Source organism: Pseudomonas sp. B21-015 (genome assembly GCF_024749285.1).
GTDB lineage: Bacteria > Pseudomonadota > Gammaproteobacteria > Pseudomonadales > Pseudomonadaceae > Aquipseudomonas.
In genome coordinates this window covers 321,202-340,534 of record NZ_CP087196.1, presented here as the reverse complement: position 1 = coordinate 340,534, position 19,333 = coordinate 321,202, and the positions used below count along the sequence as shown (strand labels likewise).

At 59.9% G+C, this 19,333-nt stretch carries 18 protein-coding genes; 8 read left to right on the top strand and 10 right to left on the bottom strand.

Features of this window, described 5'->3' with window-relative positions; translation table 11 throughout:
* Positions 1–181 precede the first annotated feature (181 nt).
* Entirely contained in the window at positions 182–1,531 is a 1,350-nt protein-coding gene (glpT, locus tag LOY38_RS01485; protein WP_258698559.1) for a glycerol-3-phosphate transporter, read from the top strand.
* Here the strand turns inward: glpT and LOY38_RS01480 are convergent.
* The 6 genes from LOY38_RS01480 to LOY38_RS01455 form a co-directional block, all read right to left on the bottom strand.
* Complete coding sequence (locus tag LOY38_RS01480) at positions 1,507–2,175, bottom strand: gamma-glutamylcyclotransferase (RefSeq protein WP_258698558.1); 669 nt, start codon at positions 2,173–2,175, stop codon at positions 1,507–1,509. The two genes, glpT and LOY38_RS01480, sit on opposite strands and share 25 nt — an antisense overlap.
* Positions 2,176–2,370: 195 nt before the next feature.
* Complete coding sequence (locus LOY38_RS01475; protein WP_258698557.1) at positions 2,371–3,339, bottom strand: CDP-6-deoxy-delta-3,4-glucoseen reductase; 969 nt, start codon at positions 3,337–3,339, stop codon at positions 2,371–2,373.
* On the bottom strand, positions 3,339–4,805 hold the full coding sequence (ubiD, locus tag LOY38_RS01470; protein ID WP_258698556.1) for a 4-hydroxy-3-polyprenylbenzoate decarboxylase: 1,467 nt from the start codon (positions 4,803–4,805) through the stop codon (positions 3,339–3,341). The genes LOY38_RS01475 and ubiD overlap by 1 nt, the downstream gene beginning before the upstream one ends.
* 138 nt (positions 4,806–4,943) lie before the next feature.
* Positions 4,944–6,203 carry a transcription termination factor Rho gene (gene rho / locus LOY38_RS01465; protein WP_007899384.1) on the bottom strand — a complete coding sequence of 420 codons (1,260 nt, stop codon included), beginning with the start codon at positions 6,201–6,203 and terminating at the stop codon, positions 4,944–4,946.
* 247 nt (positions 6,204–6,450) lie between these two features.
* Positions 6,451–6,780 (bottom strand): thioredoxin TrxA, encoded by a 330-nt coding sequence (trxA, locus tag LOY38_RS01460; protein WP_003206727.1) that lies wholly within the window; start codon positions 6,778–6,780, stop codon positions 6,451–6,453.
* A 120-nt stretch (positions 6,781–6,900) separates the two neighbouring features.
* Positions 6,901–7,608 carry a FadR/GntR family transcriptional regulator gene (locus tag LOY38_RS01455; protein ID WP_258698555.1) on the bottom strand — a complete coding sequence of 236 codons (708 nt, stop codon included), beginning with the start codon at positions 7,606–7,608 and terminating at the stop codon, positions 6,901–6,903.
* Between the two features lie 257 nt (positions 7,609–7,865).
* Here LOY38_RS01455 and LOY38_RS01450 point away from each other — a divergent pair, with 257 nt between their 5' ends.
* From LOY38_RS01450 to ppx, 5 genes are all read left to right on the top strand, one after another.
* The gene (locus LOY38_RS01450; RefSeq protein ID WP_258698554.1) at positions 7,866–8,651 is read left to right on the top strand and encodes a transporter substrate-binding domain-containing protein; all 786 of its coding nucleotides are present in this window, start codon (positions 7,866–7,868) and stop codon (positions 8,649–8,651) included.
* 22 nt (positions 8,652–8,673) lie between these two features.
* Positions 8,674–9,354 carry an amino acid ABC transporter permease gene (locus tag LOY38_RS01445; RefSeq protein ID WP_258698553.1) on the top strand — a complete coding sequence of 227 codons (681 nt, stop codon included), beginning with the start codon at positions 8,674–8,676 and terminating at the stop codon, positions 9,352–9,354.
* Entirely contained in the window at positions 9,351–10,001 is a 651-nt protein-coding gene (locus LOY38_RS01440) for an amino acid ABC transporter permease (protein WP_258698552.1), read from the top strand. The genes LOY38_RS01445 and LOY38_RS01440 overlap by 4 nt, the downstream gene beginning before the upstream one ends.
* Positions 9,988–10,725 carry an amino acid ABC transporter ATP-binding protein gene (locus LOY38_RS01435; protein ID WP_258698551.1) on the top strand — a complete coding sequence of 246 codons (738 nt, stop codon included), beginning with the start codon at positions 9,988–9,990 and terminating at the stop codon, positions 10,723–10,725. Before LOY38_RS01440 ends, LOY38_RS01435 begins: the two co-directional genes overlap by 14 nt.
* 245 nt (positions 10,726–10,970) lie before the next feature.
* The gene (ppx, locus tag LOY38_RS01430) at positions 10,971–12,473 is read left to right on the top strand and encodes an exopolyphosphatase (protein ID WP_258698550.1); all 1,503 of its coding nucleotides are present in this window, start codon (positions 10,971–10,973) and stop codon (positions 12,471–12,473) included.
* A gap of 173 nt (positions 12,474–12,646) precedes the next feature.
* On the opposite strand, the gene ppk1 is transcribed toward ppx, so the two are convergent.
* Together ppk1 and hemB are read right to left on the bottom strand one after the other, a co-directional pair.
* On the bottom strand, positions 12,647–14,869 hold the full coding sequence (gene ppk1 / locus LOY38_RS01425) for a polyphosphate kinase 1 (RefSeq protein WP_258698549.1): 2,223 nt from the start codon (positions 14,867–14,869) through the stop codon (positions 12,647–12,649).
* Between the two features lie 18 nt (positions 14,870–14,887).
* A complete protein-coding gene (gene hemB, locus LOY38_RS01420; RefSeq protein WP_258698548.1) occupies positions 14,888–15,901 on the bottom strand; it encodes a porphobilinogen synthase in 1,014 nt (337 codons plus the stop codon).
* Between the two features lie 201 nt (positions 15,902–16,102).
* Here hemB and LOY38_RS01415 point away from each other — a divergent pair, with 201 nt between their 5' ends.
* The gene (locus LOY38_RS01415) at positions 16,103–16,735 is read left to right on the top strand and encodes a DedA family protein (RefSeq protein WP_258698547.1); all 633 of its coding nucleotides are present in this window, start codon (positions 16,103–16,105) and stop codon (positions 16,733–16,735) included.
* On the opposite strand, the gene LOY38_RS01410 is transcribed toward LOY38_RS01415, so the two are convergent.
* Positions 16,716–17,963 (bottom strand): sterol desaturase family protein, encoded by a 1,248-nt coding sequence (locus tag LOY38_RS01410; protein ID WP_258698546.1) that lies wholly within the window; start codon positions 17,961–17,963, stop codon positions 16,716–16,718. The genes LOY38_RS01415 and LOY38_RS01410 overlap by 20 nt on opposite strands.
* A gap of 114 nt (positions 17,964–18,077) precedes the next feature.
* On the opposite strand from LOY38_RS01410, the gene elbB reads away from it, so the two are divergent.
* The gene (gene elbB, locus LOY38_RS01405) at positions 18,078–18,746 is read left to right on the top strand and encodes an isoprenoid biosynthesis glyoxalase ElbB (protein ID WP_258698545.1); all 669 of its coding nucleotides are present in this window, start codon (positions 18,078–18,080) and stop codon (positions 18,744–18,746) included.
* Between the two features lie 116 nt (positions 18,747–18,862).
* On the opposite strand, the gene LOY38_RS01400 is transcribed toward elbB, so the two are convergent.
* On the bottom strand, positions 18,863–19,318 hold the full coding sequence (locus tag LOY38_RS01400; RefSeq protein WP_258698544.1) for a YaiI/YqxD family protein: 456 nt from the start codon (positions 19,316–19,318) through the stop codon (positions 18,863–18,865).
* Positions 19,319–19,333 lie beyond the last annotated feature (15 nt).

The following is a 19,333-nucleotide window of genomic DNA, read 5'->3' as shown; positions in this document are numbered from 1 at the left end:
CTCGCGACTCGGGTCCACCATCCCTACAACGACCTGCATTTATACCTGAGCGACATGTTCATAAAGGAACATACCATCTCCAACATTTCCGCTGTTTTGCCGATGCGAACCGATGCTATTTTCGGTAACGAAACTGTAACATTCGTATCCGCAGTCAAAACAAGAAATCTGGAGCTCTTGAATGTTTGCTTTCTTTCGTCCTGCCGCACATCAGGCTCCATTGCCTGAAGAAAAAATAGACAGCACCTACCGGCGCCTTCGCTGGCAGATCTTCGCCGGGATTTTCATTGGCTATGCGGGTTACTACCTGCTGCGCAAGAACTTCACCCTGGCGTTCCCGGATCTGATCGCCCAGGGCTATACAAAAGGTCAACTGGGTGTAGCCATGTCGGCGATTGCGATCGCCTACGGTCTTTCCAAGTTTCTGATGGGCATCGTGTCCGACCGCTCCAACCCCCGTTACTTCTTGCCCTTTGGCCTGGTGGTGTCCGCCGGGGTGATGTTCGTTTTCGGTTTCGCGCCATGGGCAACGTCCAGCGTGACCATGATGTTCATCTTGTTGTTCATCAACGGCTGGGCGCAAGGCATGGGCTGGCCGCCGAGCGGGCGAACCATGGTGCACTGGTGGTCGCAGAAAGAGCGCGGTGGTGTGGTTTCGGTCTGGAACACCGCGCATAACGTCGGCGGCGGTTTGATCGGCCCGCTGGCGATACTCGGCATGGGCTGGTTCAACGACTGGCACAGCAAGTTCTACGTGCCGGCTGCCGTGGCCTTACTGGTCGCCGTATTCGCCTTCATTGTGATGCGCGATACGCCGCAATCGACTGGCCTGCCGCCGATCGAGAAGTACAAGAACGATTACCCGGAAGGCTACGACGCCAGTCACGAAGAAGAATTCAGCGCCAAAGACATCTTCGTCAAATACGTGCTGCGCAACAAAATGCTCTGGTTCATCGCCCTGGCCAACGTCTTCGTCTACTTGCTGCGCTACGGCATTCTGGATTGGGCGCCGACCTACCTCAAAGAGGTCAAGCACTTCGACTTCGACAAAACGTCGTGGGCGTATTTCCTGTACGAGTGGGCAGGCATTCCGGGCACGCTGCTGTGTGGCTGGATGTCGGACAAGATCTTCCGGGGTAACCGTGGCCTGACCGGCATGGTGTTCATGGCGTTGGTGACCGTTGCGACGATCGTGTATTGGCTGAATCCGCCGGGCAACCCGATGATCGATATGATCTCGCTGTTCGCGATCGGCTTCCTGATCTACGGACCGGTGATGCTGGTCGGCCTGCAGGCGCTGGAGCTGGTTCCGAAGAAGGCGGCGGGTACGGCCGCGGGGTTTACCGGTCTGTTCGGTTACTTGGGTGGTTCAGTCGCGGCCAGTGCCATGATGGGCTACACGGTGGACTATTTTGGCTGGGATGGCGGCTTCATTCTGTTGGTCGCTGCCTGCCTGCTGGCGATGGCGTTCCTGGCACCCACTCTGGGCCACAAGAACGTCGCCAGTCAGGGTCGCGAAGCGCTCGCCTGATCAACCTTTGATTTACAGCGCTTGAGCCGCGCCTCCAGATTCCGGTCTGGCATGGCGTGGCTACGCAGGGCGTGGGCGGTCTGCTCGACATACTCGCGAGTGGTGCCGTAACGCCCGCAAGCGTTTTCGAACACCTGACTCAGCACATGATCCGGCAAGTTGCCGGCATAGCTGGGCAGGTGCCGCTCCAGAACGAATCCCAATGCCTGAACCTGGCTTCCGTCTTCAAGACGGCAGTTGAGCCAGTGTGGGCGATAGGACGGGAATGGCATTTCACGCTGCCAGAGCGCATAAAGCGAAGCTTCGAGTTGTTCTTCGGGCAAGCGATAGGCGAACCCGCTGCAAGAGCCGCCGCGATCCAGGCCAAACACCAGACCCGGTACTTCCGGCGTGCCGCGATGTTCGTGGGACCACAGGTACAAGCCGCGATGATAGCCATGCACCCGGCCGCGCACCCGCTCCACCGCCGGGCATTCAGGGCGCCAGATCAGCGAACCGTAAGCGAACAGCCAGACTGGCCCACCCTTGTGGCGGGCCATGGTGGACTGCATCGAGGTAAGCAATTGTTCGTGCGTAAGCTGCGGCCCCAGATCGAGTCGCGGAGGGTAAGCCAGATTCAAAAAAGCAGATTCAATGGCACTCATGGCGAATAGCGTTCAGCTCCCCGCGGGTAAAGAACTACTTAATAGAACGCACCGCTGTAACAACAAGGCACATATGTTTTAAGGCAATTTAAGTGCCATGGCTCTGTTTTAAACTTATTGCCTGAATGACATATAACCTACCGGCATTTATATCTTTTTATAAATACCGATCGGCTATATATGGAGTTATAACGATCAAGATCGCGGAGCGTAAGCGAACACATCCGCGCGCATCTGATGGGCATCCATCCCCGCTTCGACCAGCGCATCCAGCGTGCCATAGACCATGGCCGGAGAGCCGCTGGCATAGACGTGCAAGGCTTTCAGATCAGGGAAATCTTCACACACCGCCTCATGCAACATGCCGCAGCGCCCTTGCCAGCCGCATTGATCGCTGACGACTTTATGCAGGAACAGATTGGGTAGTTTCTCCCACTCATCCCAATGTTCGATGTCATAAAAGTCTTCAGGACGGCGCACGCCCCAATACAAATGTACCGGATGCTTGAAACCCGCAGCCCGGCAATGTTCGATCAGGCTGTGGATCTGGCCCATACCGGTACCGGCAGCAATCAGTACCAGTGGACCGTCCGGCAGTTCCGCCAGATGGGTGTCGCCGAATGGCATTTCGATCCGCACCATCGGGTTGCGCTGAAGCTGTTCGATCAGGCTCAGCGCACTGCTTTCGCGCGCCAGCACATGTATTTCCAGATCACGTCCCGAATGCGGAGCAGAAGCGAGGGAGAAGGCAGACTTCTCGCCATTCTCACGCTCGATCATCAGGTACTGGCCGGCGTGATAGCGCGGCGGCTTGCCCGCTGGCGCCCGTAGACGCACGCGCCAGGTATCGCCGCCGACGTCTCTGCACTCAATGACCTGACACGACACGCTACGCACCGGCAGTTCTCCCAGCGCGAGCACGCCATCCCACAGCACGATGCAGTCTTCCAGCGGCTCTGCAATGCAAGTGTAGAACTCGCCATGGTCGCGCACATCACCGGCCTGCTCGACCCGCCCTTCCACCAACAATGCGCCGCACACATGGCAATTGCCGTTGCGACAGCTTTGCGGGCATTCATAGCCCAGGCGCCGCGCGCCATCGAGAATCCGCTCGCCGGGCAGAATCTGTAGCACTGCTCCGGAGGGCTGCAAAGTTACACGCATCAATCTATTCCTAACTGATTCCAGATGGCATCGATCCGTTGGGTAACGGCTTCATCCTTGACGATGACCCGGCCCCACTCGCGAGTGGTTTCGCCCGGCCATTTATGCGTGGCATCGAGCCCCATCTTCGAACCCAGGCCGGAGACCGGCGAGGCGAAGTCCAGGTAGTCGATCGGCGTGTTGTCGATCATCACCGTGTCGCGCTTGGGGTCCATGCGCGTGGTAATGGCCCAGATCACGTCGTTCCAGTCCCGTGCGTTGATATCGTCGTCGGTGACGATAACGAACTTGGTGTACATGAACTGTCGCAAAAACGACCAGACACCGAGCATTACCCGCTTGGCATGACCAGGATATGACTTCTTCATGGTCACGATGGCCATGCGGTATGAGCAGCCTTCAGGCGGCAGGTAGAAATCAGTGATCTCCGGGAACTGCTTTTGCAGGATCGGCACGAACACTTCGTTCAGCGCCACGCCGAGAATCGCCGGCTCATCCGGCGGACGGCCGGTGTAGGTGCTGTGGTAGATCGGTTTGATCCGGTGGGTGATGCGCTCGACGGTGAACACCGGGAAGCTGTCGACTTCGTTGTAGTAGCCGGTGTGGTCGCCGTATGGACCTTCATCGGCCATTTCACCCGGATGGATCACGCCTTCGAGGATGATTTCGGCGGTAGCCGGGACTTGCAGGTCATTGCCGCGGCATTTCACCAGTTCGGTGCGATTGCCGCGCAGCAGACCAGCGAAGGCGTATTCGGAGAGACTGTCCGGCACCGGCGTCACGGCGCCAAGAATGGTTGCCGGGTCAGCGCCCAGTGCAACGGAAACCGGGAACGGCTGGCCGGGGTGTTTCTCGCACCACTCGCGATAATCCAGCGCGCCGCCACGGTGGCTCAACCAGCGCATGATCACCTTGTTGCGGCCGATCACTTGCTGACGGTAGATGCCGAGGTTCTGCCGATCCTTGTTCGGACCTTTGGTGACGGTCAGGCCCCAGGTGATCAGCGGACCGACGTCGCCTGGCCAGCAGGTCTGCACCGGCAGCATCGCCAGATCGACATCATCGCCTTCAATGACCACTTCCTGGCAGACCGCGTCTTTGACCACTTTCGGCGCCATCGAGATGATCTTGCGGAAGATCGGCAGCTTGGACCAGGCGTCCTTCAAACCTTTCGGCGGCTCGGGTTCCTTGAGGAACGCCAGCAGCTTGCCAATTTCGCGCAGCTCGCTGACCGCTTCTGCACCCATGCCCAGCGCCACGCGCTCAGGCGTGCCAAACAGGTTGCCGAGCACAGGGATGTCATAACCGGTCGGGTTTTCGAAAAGCAGGGCCGGGCCTTTGGCGCGCAATGTGCGGTCGCAGACCTCGGTCATTTCGAGCACTGGGGACACCGGAACCTGGATGCGCTTGAGTTCGCCGCGCTTTTCCAGGCCGCTGATAAAGTCGCGCAAGTCGCGATACTGCATGCGTGAGCCTCGTTTTGGCCGTGGCGTTCGGGGGTGGCAGTTTAGCGCCGAACCCCTCAGTTCAGAACCACGAACTGCCGTTGATCAAAAATCAGATAGCAAAAAGCCGGGTTTCCCCGGCTTTTTGGCCTGTTCGATTTACTTGCGTTTCATCGACAGGAAGAACTCATCGTTGGTCTTGGTCTGTTTCAGCTTGTCGACCAGGAACTCGATGGCAGAGACTTCGTCCATCGGGTGCAACAGCTTGCGCAGGATCCACATACGCTGCAGTTCGTCGTCGGCCGTCAGCAACTCTTCGCGGCGAGTACCGGAACGGTTGATGTTGATGGCCGGGAACACACGCTTTTCGGCGATCTTGCGATCCAGAGGCAGTTCCATGTTGCCGGTGCCTTTGAATTCCTCGTAGATCACTTCGTCCATCTTCGAGCCGGTTTCAACCAGCGCGGTAGCGATGATGGTCAGCGAACCGCCTTCTTCGATGTTCCGTGCAGCGCCGAAGAAACGTTTCGGTTTCTCCAGGGCGTGAGCATCGACACCACCAGTCAGCACCTTGCCGGAGCTCGGGATCACGGTGTTGTAGGCACGTGCCAGACGGGTGATGGAGTCGAGCAGGATCACCACGTCCTTCTTGTGCTCGACCAGGCGCTTGGCCTTCTCGATCACCATTTCGGCAACCTGCACGTGGCGGGTTGGCGGCTCGTCGAACGTCGAGGCAACCACTTCACCGCGCACGGTGCGCTGCATTTCGGTCACTTCTTCCGGACGTTCGTCGATCAACAGCACGATCAGATGAACTTCAGGATTGTTACGTGCGATGTTCGCCGCGATGTTCTGCAGCATGATCGTTTTACCGGCTTTCGGCGGTGCAACGATCAGGCCGCGCTGGCCTTTGCCGATCGGGGCGCACAGGTCGATGACACGACCGGTCAAGTCTTCGGTGGAACCGTTGCCGGCTTCCATTTTCATGCGCACGGTCGGGAACAGCGGGGTCAGGTTCTCGAAGAGAATCTTGTTTTTCGCGTTCTCGGGACGATCGTAGTTGATCGTGTCGACCTTGAGCAGCGCGAAATACCGCTCGCCTTCCTTTGGAGGACGGATCTTGCCAACGATGGTGTCACCGGTGCGCAAGTTGAAGCGGCGGATCTGGCTCGGCGAGACGTAGATATCGTCCGGGCCGGCAAGATAGGAAGCGTCAGCGGAGCGCAGGAAGCCGAAGCCGTCCTGGAGAATCTCCAGCACGCCATCACCGGAGATTTCCTCGCCGCTTTTAGCGTGCTTTTTGAGCAGGGAGAAAATCACGTCCTGCTTGCGCGAACGGGCCATATTTTCTATGCCCATCTGTTCGGCCAATTCGAGCAGTTCGGTAATCGGCTTTTGCTTGAGTTCAGTCAGATTCATATAGGAATGACGTAATCATTTATGGAGGGGGGAAATTAAGCTTTTGGCTTAATGAGGCCGCGCCGCAGAGAAGGCGACAGGATCGCGTACTTATTCGAAAAGGAGTGCGTCGGCGACGGCTAGCAGGGGGCAGTGGAGAAACCAGTGCGGGGCCGAATGTACCACCTGAGTTTCGGAGCGTCTAGCCCTCAATAACGAAAAGGCCCCGCAATATGCGGGGCCTTTTCATGACGCTTTATAACAACGCTTAGATGTTGGCGTCGAGGAAGGCCGCCAGTTGCGACTTCGACAGCGCGCCAACCTTGGTGGCTTCGACGTTGCCGTTCTTGAACAGCATCAGCGTCGGGATACCACGCACGCCGTGCTTGGCCGGAGTTTCCTGGTTCTCGTCGATGTTCAGTTTGGCAACGGTCAGCTTGCCTTTGTAGGTTTCAGCGATTTCGTCCAGAACAGGAGCGATCATTTTGCAAGGGCCGCACCATTCAGCCCAGTAGTCGACCAGTACAGCGCCTTCGGCCTTGAGTACGTCAGCCTCGAAGCTAGCGTCGCTAACGTGTTTGATAAGATCGCTGCTCATGGAAGTCTCCAGGTTGTAAGCAAAAAAACGTGGCCCATCATAGCTGCCCTTCCCCCGTTCAGGAAGCCGCAGATGATTGAGTCTCGCTATGGTGCCCCATGAATTTGGGTATAGCTCAAGTCACGAGGTGGCGGGGGCGACGAAGGCAATTCCGGTGCGCAGGGCGGCGTTGCGTACGTGTTCCTGCATGGCCTTCTGCGCGGCACCTGAGGCCCGGCGAGCCAGCGCACGGAGGATTTTACGGTGTTCCTGCCAGGTTTCCATGGCCCGTTCGGCCCGGATGAACGGTAGCTTCTGGCTCTCCAGGAAGATGTCGGCGCTGGCCGTCAGGATGCTCAGCATCGCCTGATTGCCGCTGGCCAGGAGGATGCGCCGGTGAAACTCGAAGTCCAGTCGCGCCGCCGCATCGAAGTCGGCGGCACGCAGTTCGTTGCGCATGGCAGCGACATTGTCTTCCAGGGCATCGAGCTCATCGGTGCTCAGGGTCACGGCTGCCAACCCGGCGGCAAAACCTTCCAGCGCGTAGCGCAACTGGAAGATGTCCAACGGCGATGCCTGGGCCGCGAACGGCCAGCCCGGCGTCGCATCACCCCGGGGCAAATCGACCGGTGACTGCACGAACACGCCCTTGCCCGGCTGGATACTGATCACGCCCAGCGCACTCAGGGACGACAACGCCTCGCGGAGCGACGCCCGACTGACCCCCAATTGCACCGCCAGGTCCCGTTGCGAGGGCAACGCATCCCCCGCCCCGAAGCCTTGCTCGGTGATCAGTTTGCGGATGGCTTGCAGCGCCACTTCGGGCACCGCGCGAGAGATCGAGTTCATGATTGTTTTGGATGAGCCAGGCCAATGAGCGGCTAGTTGTAAAGCTATTCGCGACGTCCGGCAAGTCGTGCCCCATGGGGGTTCGAGTATTTTCACGGGTGCGCCATCAGGGTGCGAAATGCCACCTGACTGTTCAGACCAGTAAGACCGATAGACACCAGCAAAACCGTGGCCTGCGGCCCTCAAAAACGAATCTTGGCATGACCCGTGCTCTGTCGATCCGCAGAAATCACTTCCCGCCGATCCGGAGATTTGCCATGACTCAGCGTTATAGCGCCCTTCTCGCCGCCCTGTTTGCCAGCCTGATGCTGAGCCAGGCACCCGCCCACGCCGACGGTCTGGAGGATGTGGTCAAACGCGGCACCCTCAAAGTTGCCGTGCCCCAGGACTTCCCGCCATTCGGCTCGGTCGGCCCGGACATGAAGCCTCGCGGCCTCGATATCGACACCGCCAAACTGCTGGCCGACCAGCTCAAGGTCAAACTCGAACTGACCCCGGTCAACAGCACCAACCGCATCCCGTTCCTGACCACCGGCAAGGTCGACCTGGTGATTTCCAGCCTCGGCAAGAACCCTGAGCGCGAGAAAGTCATCGACTTCTCCCGTGCCTATGCGCCGTTCTACCTCGCCGTGTTCGGCCCGCCAGACGCCGCCATCAAGGGTCTGGACGATCTCAAGGGCAAAACCATCAGCGTCACCCGTGGCGCCATCGAAGACATCGAGCTGACCAAAGTCGCCCCCGAAGGCGCAACCATCAAACGCTTCGAAGACAACAACTCGACCATCGCCGCCTACCTCGCGGGGCAAGTCGACCTGATCGCCAGCGGCAACGTGGTGATGGTGGCGATCAGCGAGAAAAACCCGAAACGCGTGCCAGCCCTGAAAGTGAAGCTCAAGGACTCGCCGGTTTACGTTGGCGTGAACAAGAACGAGCCGGCGCTGCTGGGCAAGGTCAACGACATCCTCACCACGGCCAAGGCTGACGGTGCACTGGAAAAGAACGCGCAAACCTGGCTGAAAGAGCCGCTGCCGGCCGATCTCTGATCGTTCGCGCGGGAGACGACTTATGGCTTATCAGTTCGATTTCTTGCCAGTGGTGGAAAACACCGATCTGCTGCTACGCGGTGCGCTGTTCACCCTTGAACTGACGGCCATCGGCGCGTTACTCGGGGTGAGCGTAGGCATCGTCGGGGCGCTGGTGCGGGCGTGGAACATCCGCCCGTTTGCCGGCATTTTCGGGGTCTACGTCGAGTTGATCCGCAACACGCCCTTCCTGGTGCAGTTGTTTTTCATCTTCTTCGGTTTACCGTCGCTGGGCCTGCAGATTTCCGAATGGCAGGCGGCGGTGCTGGCGATGGTGATCAACCTGGGCGCCTATTCGACCGAGATCATCCGCGCCGGCATTCAGGCGATCCCCCGTGGGCAGTTGGAAGCCGCGGCCGCCTTGGCGATGACTCGCCTCGAAGCCTTCCGCCACGTGGTTCTGCTGCCGGCGCTGGGCAAGGTCTGGCCGGCCCTGAGCAGCCAGATCATCATCGTCATGCTCGGCTCGGCGGTCTGTTCGCAGATCGCCACCGAAGAGTTGAGCTTCGCCGCCAACTTCATTCAATCGCGCAACTTTCGCGCCTTTGAAACCTATGCCCTGACCACGCTGATCTACCTGTGCATGGCGCTGTTGATCCGCCAATTGCTGAACTGGATCGGCCGCCGGTTTATATCAAGAAGCAGCGTAAGGACCAGTCAATGAGCGACTTTACCTTCTGGGACATCCTGCGCAACCTGCTCACGGGCCTGCAATGGACCCTGGCGTTGTCGCTGGTGGCGTTTATCGGCGGCGGGATGATCGGCCTGCTGATCATGGTGATGCGGATTTCAAAAAAATCCCTGCCCAGCCACTTCGCCCGCACCTACATCGAACTGTTCCAGGGCACGCCGCTGTTGATGCAGCTGTTTCTGGTGTTCTTCGGCGTGGCATTGGCCGGCGTGGAAATTTCACCGTGGATGGCGGCGGCGATTGCGTTGACGCTGTTCACCAGCGCCTACCTGGCGGAGATCTGGCGTGGTTGCGTCGACTCGATCCCCAACGGCCAGTGGGAAGCCTCGTCGAGCCTGGCGCTCAACCCGCTGGAGCAATTGCGTTACGTGATCCTGCCGCAAGCCCTGCGCATCGCCGTGGCGCCAACCGTGGGCTTTTCGGTGCAAGTGGTCAAAGGCACCGCCGTCACCTCGATCATCGGCTTCACCGAACTGACCAAAACCGGCGGCATGCTCGCCAACGCGACCTTCGAGCCGTTCATGGTTTACGGCCTCGTCGCCCTCGGTTACTTCCTGCTCTGCTACCCCTTGTCCCTCAGTGCGCGCTACCTGGAAAGGAGACTGCATGCCTCTGCTTAGAATTTCCGCCCTGCATAAATATTACGGCGACCACCATGTGCTCAAAGGCATCGACCTGAGTGTCGAAGAAGGCCAGGTCGTGGCGATCATCGGCCGCAGCGGCTCGGGAAAATCCACCTTGTTGCGCACCCTCAATGGCCTGGAGTCGATCAATGACGGCGTGATCGAAGTCGACGGCGAATACCTCGACGCCGCCCGCGCCGACCTGCGCAGCCTGCGGCAGAAAGTCGGGATGGTGTTCCAGCAGTTCAACCTGTTCCCGCACCTGACCGTCGGCGAGAACGTCATGCTCGCGCCGCAAGTGGTGCAGAAAGTGCCAAAAGCCAGAGCCGCCGAACTGGCGCGAGAGATGCTGGAGCGGGTCGGGCTGGGGGAGAAATTCGACGCCTTCCCGGATCGACTCTCCGGCGGCCAGCAACAGCGCGTGGCAATCGCCCGGGCGCTGGCCATGTCGCCGAAAGTCTTGTTGTGCGATGAAATCACCTCGGCCCTGGACCCGGAACTGGTCAACGAAGTGTTGAGCGTGGTCCGGCAACTGGCCAAGGAAGGCATGACGCTGATCATGGTCACCCATGAAATGCGCTTTGCCCGCGAGGTTGGGGACAAGTTGGTGTTCATGCACCATGGCAAGGTGCATGAGGTGGGGGATCCGAAGATTCTGTTTGCCAACCCGCAGACGGCGGAGCTGGCGAATTTCATTGGGACGGTGGAAGCGGCGGGCTGAAGGATATTCAGTGCCTTTAAGGCCGCCTTCGCGGGCAAGCCCGCTCCCACAGGGTTCTCTGTTGGAACGCGATCATGTGTTCGACGCAAAAACCTGTGGGAGCGGGCTTGCCCGCGAAGAGGCCTTCTGCAACGCCCACGAATGCCACCCGTGGTAAAAGATCGCAGCCTTCGGCAGCTCCTGCGCGTTGGCGCGAGCGTTTGATCGTGGCACGATGTCGGGGTTATCGACCGAGACCCCTGACCATGCCGCTACCCCAAGTCAAGAATCTGTCCCTGATCGCCGCCATCGACCTGGGCTCCAACAGCTTTCACATGGTCGTGGCCAAGGCCCAGAACGGCGAAATCCGGATTCTCGAGCGTCTCGGGGAGAAGGTTCAGCTGGCCGCCGGCATCGACGAAGAACGTCAACTCAGCGAAGAATCGATGCAGCGCGGGCTCGATTGCCTGAAGCGTTTTGCCCAACTGATCAACGGTATGCCACCCGGCACCGTACGGATCGTCGGCACCAACGCCCTGCGCGAAGCCCGTAACCGCGGCGAATTCATCCACCGCGCCGAAGAAATCCTCGGCCATCCGGTAGAAGTCATCTCCGGCCGTGAAGAAGCGCGCCTGATTTACCTCGGCGTCTCCCACACCCTCGCCGATACCCCGGGCAAACGCCTGGTGGCCGACATCGGCGGCGGCAGTACCGAATTCATCATCGGCCAGCGCTTCGAACCATTGCTGCGTGAAAGCCTGCAAATGGGTTGCGTCAGCTACACCCAACGTTATTTCAAGGACGGCAAGATCACCCCGGCCCGCTACGCCCAGGCGTACACCGCGGCGCGGCTGGAGATCATGAGCATCGAACACGCCCTGCACCGCCTGACCTGGGATGAAGCCATCGGCTCCTCGGGTACCATTCGCGCCATTGGCCTGGCGCTGAAGGCCGGCGGGCATGGCACTGGCGAGGTGAATGCCGAAGGCCTGGCCTGGCTCAAGCGCAAGCTGATCAAACTCGGCGATGTCGAGAAAATCGACTTCGAAGGCATCAAGCCCGACCGCCGGGCGATCTTCCCCGCGGGCCTGGCGATTCTCGAAGCGATCTTCGATGCCCTCGAGCTGCAACGCATGGACCACTGTGAAGGCGCCCTGCGCGAAGGCGTGCTCTATGATCTGCTGGGCCGTCATCATCACGAAGACGTCCGTGAGCGCACGCTCAGCTCGTTGATGGAGCGTTACCACGTCGACCTCGAACAAGCGGCACGAGTCGAACGCAAGGCGCTGCATGCCTTCGATCAAGTGGCTGAGGATTGGGAGCTGGATGACGGCGTCTGGCGCGAGCTGCTGAGCTGGGCGGCCAAGGTCCATGAAGTGGGCCTGGACATCGCACACTATCAGTACCACAAGCACGGCGCCTACCTGATCGAGCACTCGGACCTGGCCGGATTCTCCCGCGAAGACCAGCAAATGCTCGCGCTGCTGGTGCGGGGCCACCGACGCAACATTCCCAAGGACAAGTTCGCCGAATTCGGCGACGACGGCATCAAGCTGATTCGTCTGTGCGTGCTGCTGCGCTTTGCGATCCTGTTTCACCACATCCGCGGCACCCAGGAAATGCCTCAGGTCGTGTTGCGCGTCAACGGCCATAGCCTGGACGTGTTGTTCCCGGAACACTGGCTGGACGACAACCAGCTGACCCAGGCCGACTTCGCCCTCGAAGCGGAATGGCTGACCCGCGTCAGCTTTGTGCTGAACGTTCGCTAAACTCTGTGGCGAGGGAGCTTGCTCCCGCTGGGCTGCGAAGCGGCCCCAAAAAGAGGGACTGCTGCGCAGTCCAACGGGAGCAAGCTCCCTCGCCACAAGTCATTCACCGCTCGGGCGGGGTAAAAAAGGGCGATCCATGCGGATCGCCCTTTTTTGTATCAACCGAATCTACGTTAACGAACAGCCAGAATCGGACTGCCCAAACGCTCAAGCAACGTTGCCTGGGCACTGCGCGGGTTCTGGTTGCCGGTCGGCGTATTGCGCACGTAGCGACCGTCCGACTGCAGGCTCCAGCTGTGAGTGTTATCGGTGAGATAAAGCTCCAGCTCTTTCTTGACCCGCAAAATCAGCTTCTTCCCTTCTACCGGGAAGCAAGTCTCGACGCGCTTGTCGAGGTTGCGCTCCATCCAGTCGGCACTGGACAGGAACATCTGCTCTTCACCGCCATTGAGGAAGTAGAAGACCCGGGTGTGTTCCAGGAAGCGACCGATGATCGAGCGCACATGGATGTTGTGCGAGACCCCCGCGATGCCCGGCCGCAGGCAGCACATGCCACGCACCACCAGATCGATGCGTACCCCGGACTGGCTGGCCTTGTACAACGCGCGGATGATCTTCGGATCGGTCAGCGAGTTGAACTTGGCGATGATGTGCGCCGGTTTGCCGTCCAGAGCGAACTGAGTCTCCCGGGCAATCATGTCGAGCATGCCCTTCTTCAACGTGAACGGCGCGTGCAGCAGTTTTTTCATGCGCAGGGTTTTACCCATGCCAATCAACTGGCTGAACAGTTTGCCAACGTCTTCGCACAAGGCATCGTCGGAGGTCAGCAGGCTGTAGTCGGTGTACAGGCGGGCGTTGGCCGCGTGGTAGTTGCCGGTCCCCAAGTGGGCGTAACGGACAATCTCGCCAGCCTCACGACGCAAGATCAGCATCATCTTGGCGTGGGTCTTGAAGCCCACCACGCCATAAATCACCACCGCACCGGCCGCTTGCAGACGGCTGGCCAGTTGCAGGTTGGATTCTTCGTCGAACCGCGCGCGCAATTCGATGACCGCCGTCACTTCCTTGCCGTTACGCGCCGCGTCCACCAGCGCATCGACGATTTCCGAGTTGGCGCCGCTGCGATACAACGTCTGGCGAACCGCCAACACGTGCGGATCCTTGGCCGCCTGGCGCAGCAAGTCGACCACCGGGGTGAACGACTCGAACGGGTGCAGCAGCAGGATGTCCTGCTTGCTGATCACGCTGAAAATGTTCTCGCTGTTTTGCAGCAGTTTCGGGATCTGCGGAGTAAACGGCGTGTATTGCAGCTCCGGGTGACTGTCCAGGCCGGTGATGCTGAACAGCCGGGTCAGGTTGACCGGACCGTTGACCTGATACAGCTCGGTCTCCTGCAGGTTGAACTGCTTGAGCAGGTAATCGGACAGGTGTTTCGGGCAGGTGTCAGCCACTTCCAGCCGCACCGCGTCACCGTAGCGACGGGAGAACAACTCGCCGCGCAGCGCGCGGGCCAGGTCTTCCACGTCTTCGGTATCGACCGCGAGGTCGGCGTTGCGGGTCAGGCGGAACTGGTAGCAGCCCTTGACCTTCATGCCCTGGAACAGGTCATCGGCGTGGGCGTGGATCATCGACGACAGGAACACGTAGTTGTCGCCTGGGCCACCGACTTCTTCCGGCACCTTGATGATCCGCGGCAGCAGACGTGGTGCAGGAATAATCGCCAGACCGGAATCGCGACCGAAGGCGTCGATGCCTTCGAGCTCGACGATGAAGTTCAGGCTCTTGTTCACCAGCAACGGGAACGGGTGCGTCGGGTCGAGGCCGATCGGGGTGATGATCGGCGCGATCTCGTCGCGGAAATAACGGCGAACCCAGGTCTTGAGCTTGGTGGTCCAGTAGCGGCGACGAATGAAGCGGACCTGATGTTTTTCCAGTTCCGGCAACAGAATGTCGTTGAGGATCGCGTATTGACGGTCGACGTGACCGTGCACCAACTCGCTGATACGGGCCAGGGCCTGGTGCGGTTGCAGGCCATCGGCACCGGCCTGTTCGCGGGCAAAGGTAATTTGTTTCTTCAGGCCGGCCACACGAATCTCGAAGAACTCGTCCAGGTTGCTGGAGAAGATCAACAGAAACTTCAGCCGCTCCAGCAATGGGTAGGACTCATCCAGCGCCTGTTCCAGCACGCGGATGTTGAACTGCAGTTGCGAGAGCTCGCGATGGATGTACAGGCTGCTGTCATCCAGGCCGGGAATGGCAATCGCTGGCGCCGCAACAACGGGCTCGGCCACCACCGCCGGTGGAGCAGGCTCCAGCTCCGGCGGGGTTTCGGCGATTTGCTCCACCACGGGTTGAGCATCCTTTACGGCAACTTCAGTGAGTCCTTCGGTATTCATCGAATGTTCCTGGGAGGGCTATTTTTGCTCTCGTAACAATTGAGCAGCACGGACGGCAAAGTAAGTCAGGATGCCATCAGCGCCTGCACGTTTAAAAGCGGTCAGGGATTCGAGAATAACCCCTTCGCTCAACCAGCCATTCTGGATCGCTGCCATGTGCATGGCGTATTCGCCGCTGACCTGATACACAAAGGTCGGCACTTTGAACTCTTCCTTGACCCGATAGAGGATATCCAGATACGGCATGCCTGGCTTGACCATGACCATGTCCGCGCCTTCTGACAAGTCGGCCGCCACTTCGTGCAGGGCTTCGTTGCTGTTGGCCGGGTCCATCTGATAGGAGGCCTTGTTGGCCTTGCCCAGGTTCAGCGCCGAGCCCACCGCATCGCGGAACGGGCCGTAATAGGCGCTGGCGTATTTGGCCGAGTAAGCCATGATCCGCACATTGACGTGGCCGGCCAGCTCCAGCGCTTCGCGAATCCCCTGAATGCGGCCGTCCATCATGTCCGACGGGGCCACCACCTGGGCACCGGCTTCGGCGTGGGACAGGGCCTGTTTGACGAGTGCGTCGACGGTGATGTCGTTCTGCACGTAGCCTTCTTCGTCGAGAATGCCGTCCTGACCGTGGGTGGTGAACGGGTCCAGGGCGACGTCGGTGATCACACCCAGTTCAGGGAACCGCGCGCGCAAGGCACGAGTAGCACGCTGGGCGATGCCGTTGGGGTTCCAGGCTTCGGCGGCGTCCAGGGATTTGAGCTCCGGTGGCGTCACCGGGAACAGTGCCAATGCCGGAATCCCCAGCTCGACCCACTTGGCGGCCTCTTCGAGCAACAGATCGATGGTCAGGCGTTCGACGCCCGGCATCGAGGCCACCGCTTCGCGACGGTTTTCACCGTCCAGCACAAACACCGGCAGGATCAGATCGTCGACGGTCAGAACGTTTTCACGGACCAGTCGACGCGAAAAATCATCACGGCGATTGCGACGCAGGCGGGTTGCAGGAAACAAACGGTTGGCGGGGGTAAAGCTCACGGCAGACTCCTGAGCCCGCGCTGGCGGGCGAGCGTGACAGTTATAAGCGGCCATTATGACGAACGCATGACAGTTATGTGCACCCCTAGAGCCGCATTCCATTGTCCTTGTAGGAAATGTTCACGTCGAGACACATTTGGACACTTTCATGAATGTGCACGAAGGGTTAGGCTGCGCGTTCATTTCGCCAGCACCCAGACAATGCTCCAACAATTTCTGCATGACTTCGGCTACTTTGCCCTATTCCTCGGCACGTTTTTCGAAGGCGAAACCATTCTGGTACTCGCAGGCTTCCTCGCGTTCCGCGGATACATGGACATCAATCTGGTGGTGGTCGTGGCGTTCTTCGGCAGTTATGCCGGCGATCAGCTGTGGTACTTCCTGGGGCGCAAGCACGGGCGCAAATTGCTGGCACGCAAACCGCGCTGGCAACTGATGGGCGATCGGGCACTGGAACATATCCGCAAACACCCGGACATCTGGGTGCTGAGCTTCCGCTTTGTCTATGGCTTGCGCACCGTGATGCCGGTGGCGATCGGCCTGTCGGGCTATCCGCCAGGACGCTATTTGCTACTCAACGGGATTGGCGCGGCGATCTGGGCCGCCGCACTGGCCGCTGCCGCGTATCACTTCGGCTCGGTGCTCGAAGGCATGCTGGGCAGCGTCAAAAAGTACGAGCTGTGGGTGCTGGGCGCCCTGCTGGTCCTGGGCTTTTTCCTATGGCTGCGGCGGCGCTTCAAGAATGCCCGTCTGGCGAAGAAGGTCTACGCCGACGAGCAGGCGCTGAAAGCCGAACAGGCCAAGTCCAACGAACCTACGACGCCCATCGAGTGACACGGCTTCTACAACAGTAGAGACCGATGCCGCTGAGCAGGCTGTAACTGAGCAGCACCACCCAGCCCGCCGCGCTTCCCACCACACCGCCCGGCCATAGCCCGACCATCGGTGCCAGCCATACCAGCGGCAGGTTCGACGCCAGCCGCAACAGCTCCAGTTTCAGTGCCTGCGGGCGATTCTCCAGGGCCGCGCCCAACACAAACAACCCCAACGCCACGGCGCCCCAGCCCAACACCAGGGCTGCGGTCGGCAGGCTCTGCTCCAAATTCATCAAGTAACTGCCCAAGGCGATGTAAACGCAGAATTGCAGCGCCACATACCACTGCTGGCGCCCATCCAGCGGCACCTCGAATTTGCGGAACTGAGCCAGGTCCGGCTTGTTCATCGGGTATTTGGCCGCCACATCCGCCGGCCGCCACCCGGTGCGCATGAACCAGATCCGCAGCTTGTCCCACCCGCGCTCGGCTCGCCGGGCGTCATCCCACAACTGCGCATAGAACTGCACGTTCGCCCACAACGGATTCCAGCTCGCCAGCGGCGTGGTCACGCCGAAAATCACCGGTTCGTTGTCGTCCTCTTCCTGGAACGAGCCGAACAGACGGTCCCAAATAATGAACACCCCGCCATAGTTGCGATCCATGTAGAGGGCGTTCTGTGCATGGTGAGCCCGATGATTGGACGGCGTGACGAAGAACCACTCGAACCAGCCGAGCTTGGGAATGTGCCGGGTATGCACCCAGAATTGGTACAGCAGGTTCAGCGCCGCAACGCTGACAAACACCAGCAGCGGCACGCCGAGCACGGCCAGGGGCAGGTAGAAAATCCAGCTCAGCAGAAACCCGGTGCTGGTCTGGCGCAAGGCGGTGGAGAGGTTGTAGTCCTCGCTCTGGTGATGCACCGAATGGGCAGCCCAGAGGATGTTGCGCTCGTGGCCCATGCGATGCAGCCAGTAGTAGCAGAAGTCATAGAAGACGAAAGCGAACACCCAGACCCAGACACTGTCGGCCGACAGTTCGATCACGGCCAGGTGCTCCAGGGCGAAGGCATAAGTCACCAGCCCGACGCCCTTGGTCAACAGGCCCGTGGTGGTCGACAGCACGCCGGTACTGAGGCTGTTGATCGCGTCTGCCACGCGGTAATTGCTCGCCCCGCGCCAACGGTCGGCCAGCAATTCGACCGCAATCAGCACAAAGAAAAACGGCACCGCATACAGAATGAAGTTCATGACGCGACCTGATCGGAATCGTTCAGCAGAGATTAGGTGTAGCCGCGAATTAACCCTATGGCAACGAGTGACAAATTAGTGGACATTTAACGCCATGAACCTGGAGAAAAGCCCATGAGCAAAAAAATTGCAGTGATCCTTTCCGGCTGTGGCGTGTACGACGGCGCCGAGATCCACGAAAGCGTGATCACCCTGCTGCGGCTGGACCAGCGCGGTGCCCAGGTGCAGTGTTTCGCACCCGATATCGCGCAGTTGCATGTGATCAACCACCTGACCGGCGAAGAAATGCCCGAATCGCGCAACGTGCTGGTGGAATCGGCGCGTATCGCCCGGGGCAACATCAAGGATATCCGTGAAGCGGACGTCGAAGATTTCGATGCGCTGATCGTTCCCGGTGGTTTCGGGGCGGCCAAGAACCTGTCGAGCTTTGCCGTCGAAGGCGCCGGATGCAGCGTTCAACCTGACGTCCTGGCGTTGACCGAAGCGTTCGCCGAGGCTGGCAAACCGGTGGGGCTGATCTGCATCTCGCCGGCCCTGGCGGCAAAAATCTACGGCCCGGGCGTGACCTGCACCATCGGTAACGACGCCGATACCGCCGCCGCGGTGAACAAAATGGGCGCCACCCATGCCGAGTGCGCGGTAACCGATATCATCGAAGATAAAGCACGCAAGCTGGTGAGTACCCCGGCCTATATGCTGGCGCAATCGATCAGCGAGGCGGCTTCCGGCATCAACAAACTGGTCGACCGCGTACTGGAACTGACCCACGAAAACGACGAGTAACACTGTTTAATGTGGGAGCGAGCCTGCTCGCGATAGCGGTCTAACCGTCAACATCAATGTTGAGCGTGCCGACCCCATCGCGAGCAGGCTCGCTCCCACAGGGACCACCGTCTTGCTTAAGACCTGCGGGACAACCGCGTGAGTATCCGGTCCAGCGCATTGGCGAACGCCTGCTTCTCGCGGTCGCCGAACGGCGCCGGTCCGCCGCTCATCTGACCCTGCTCGCGCAGGTCGGTGAACAGGTTACGCACCGCCAGTCGATCGCCCATGTTCTGCGCATCGAACTCCTTGCCCCGTGGATCCAGCGCCGCAACACCCTTCTTCACCAGCCGGTCCGCCAGCGGTACATCGCTGCAAATCACCAACTCCCCCGGCACCGCGTGTTCCACCAGGTAATCGTCGGCGGCATCCGGGCCGCTGGGCACCACGATCAGCTTCACCAGAGCGAGGCCCGGCTTGATCTGCGGCTGCCCGGCCACCATCACCACTTCGAACTGACGCTTGAGGGCGAATTTCACCACCAGATCCTTGGCTGCCCTTGGGCAGGCGTCGGCATCGATCCACACGCGCATTGTGTTTTCCTCTGT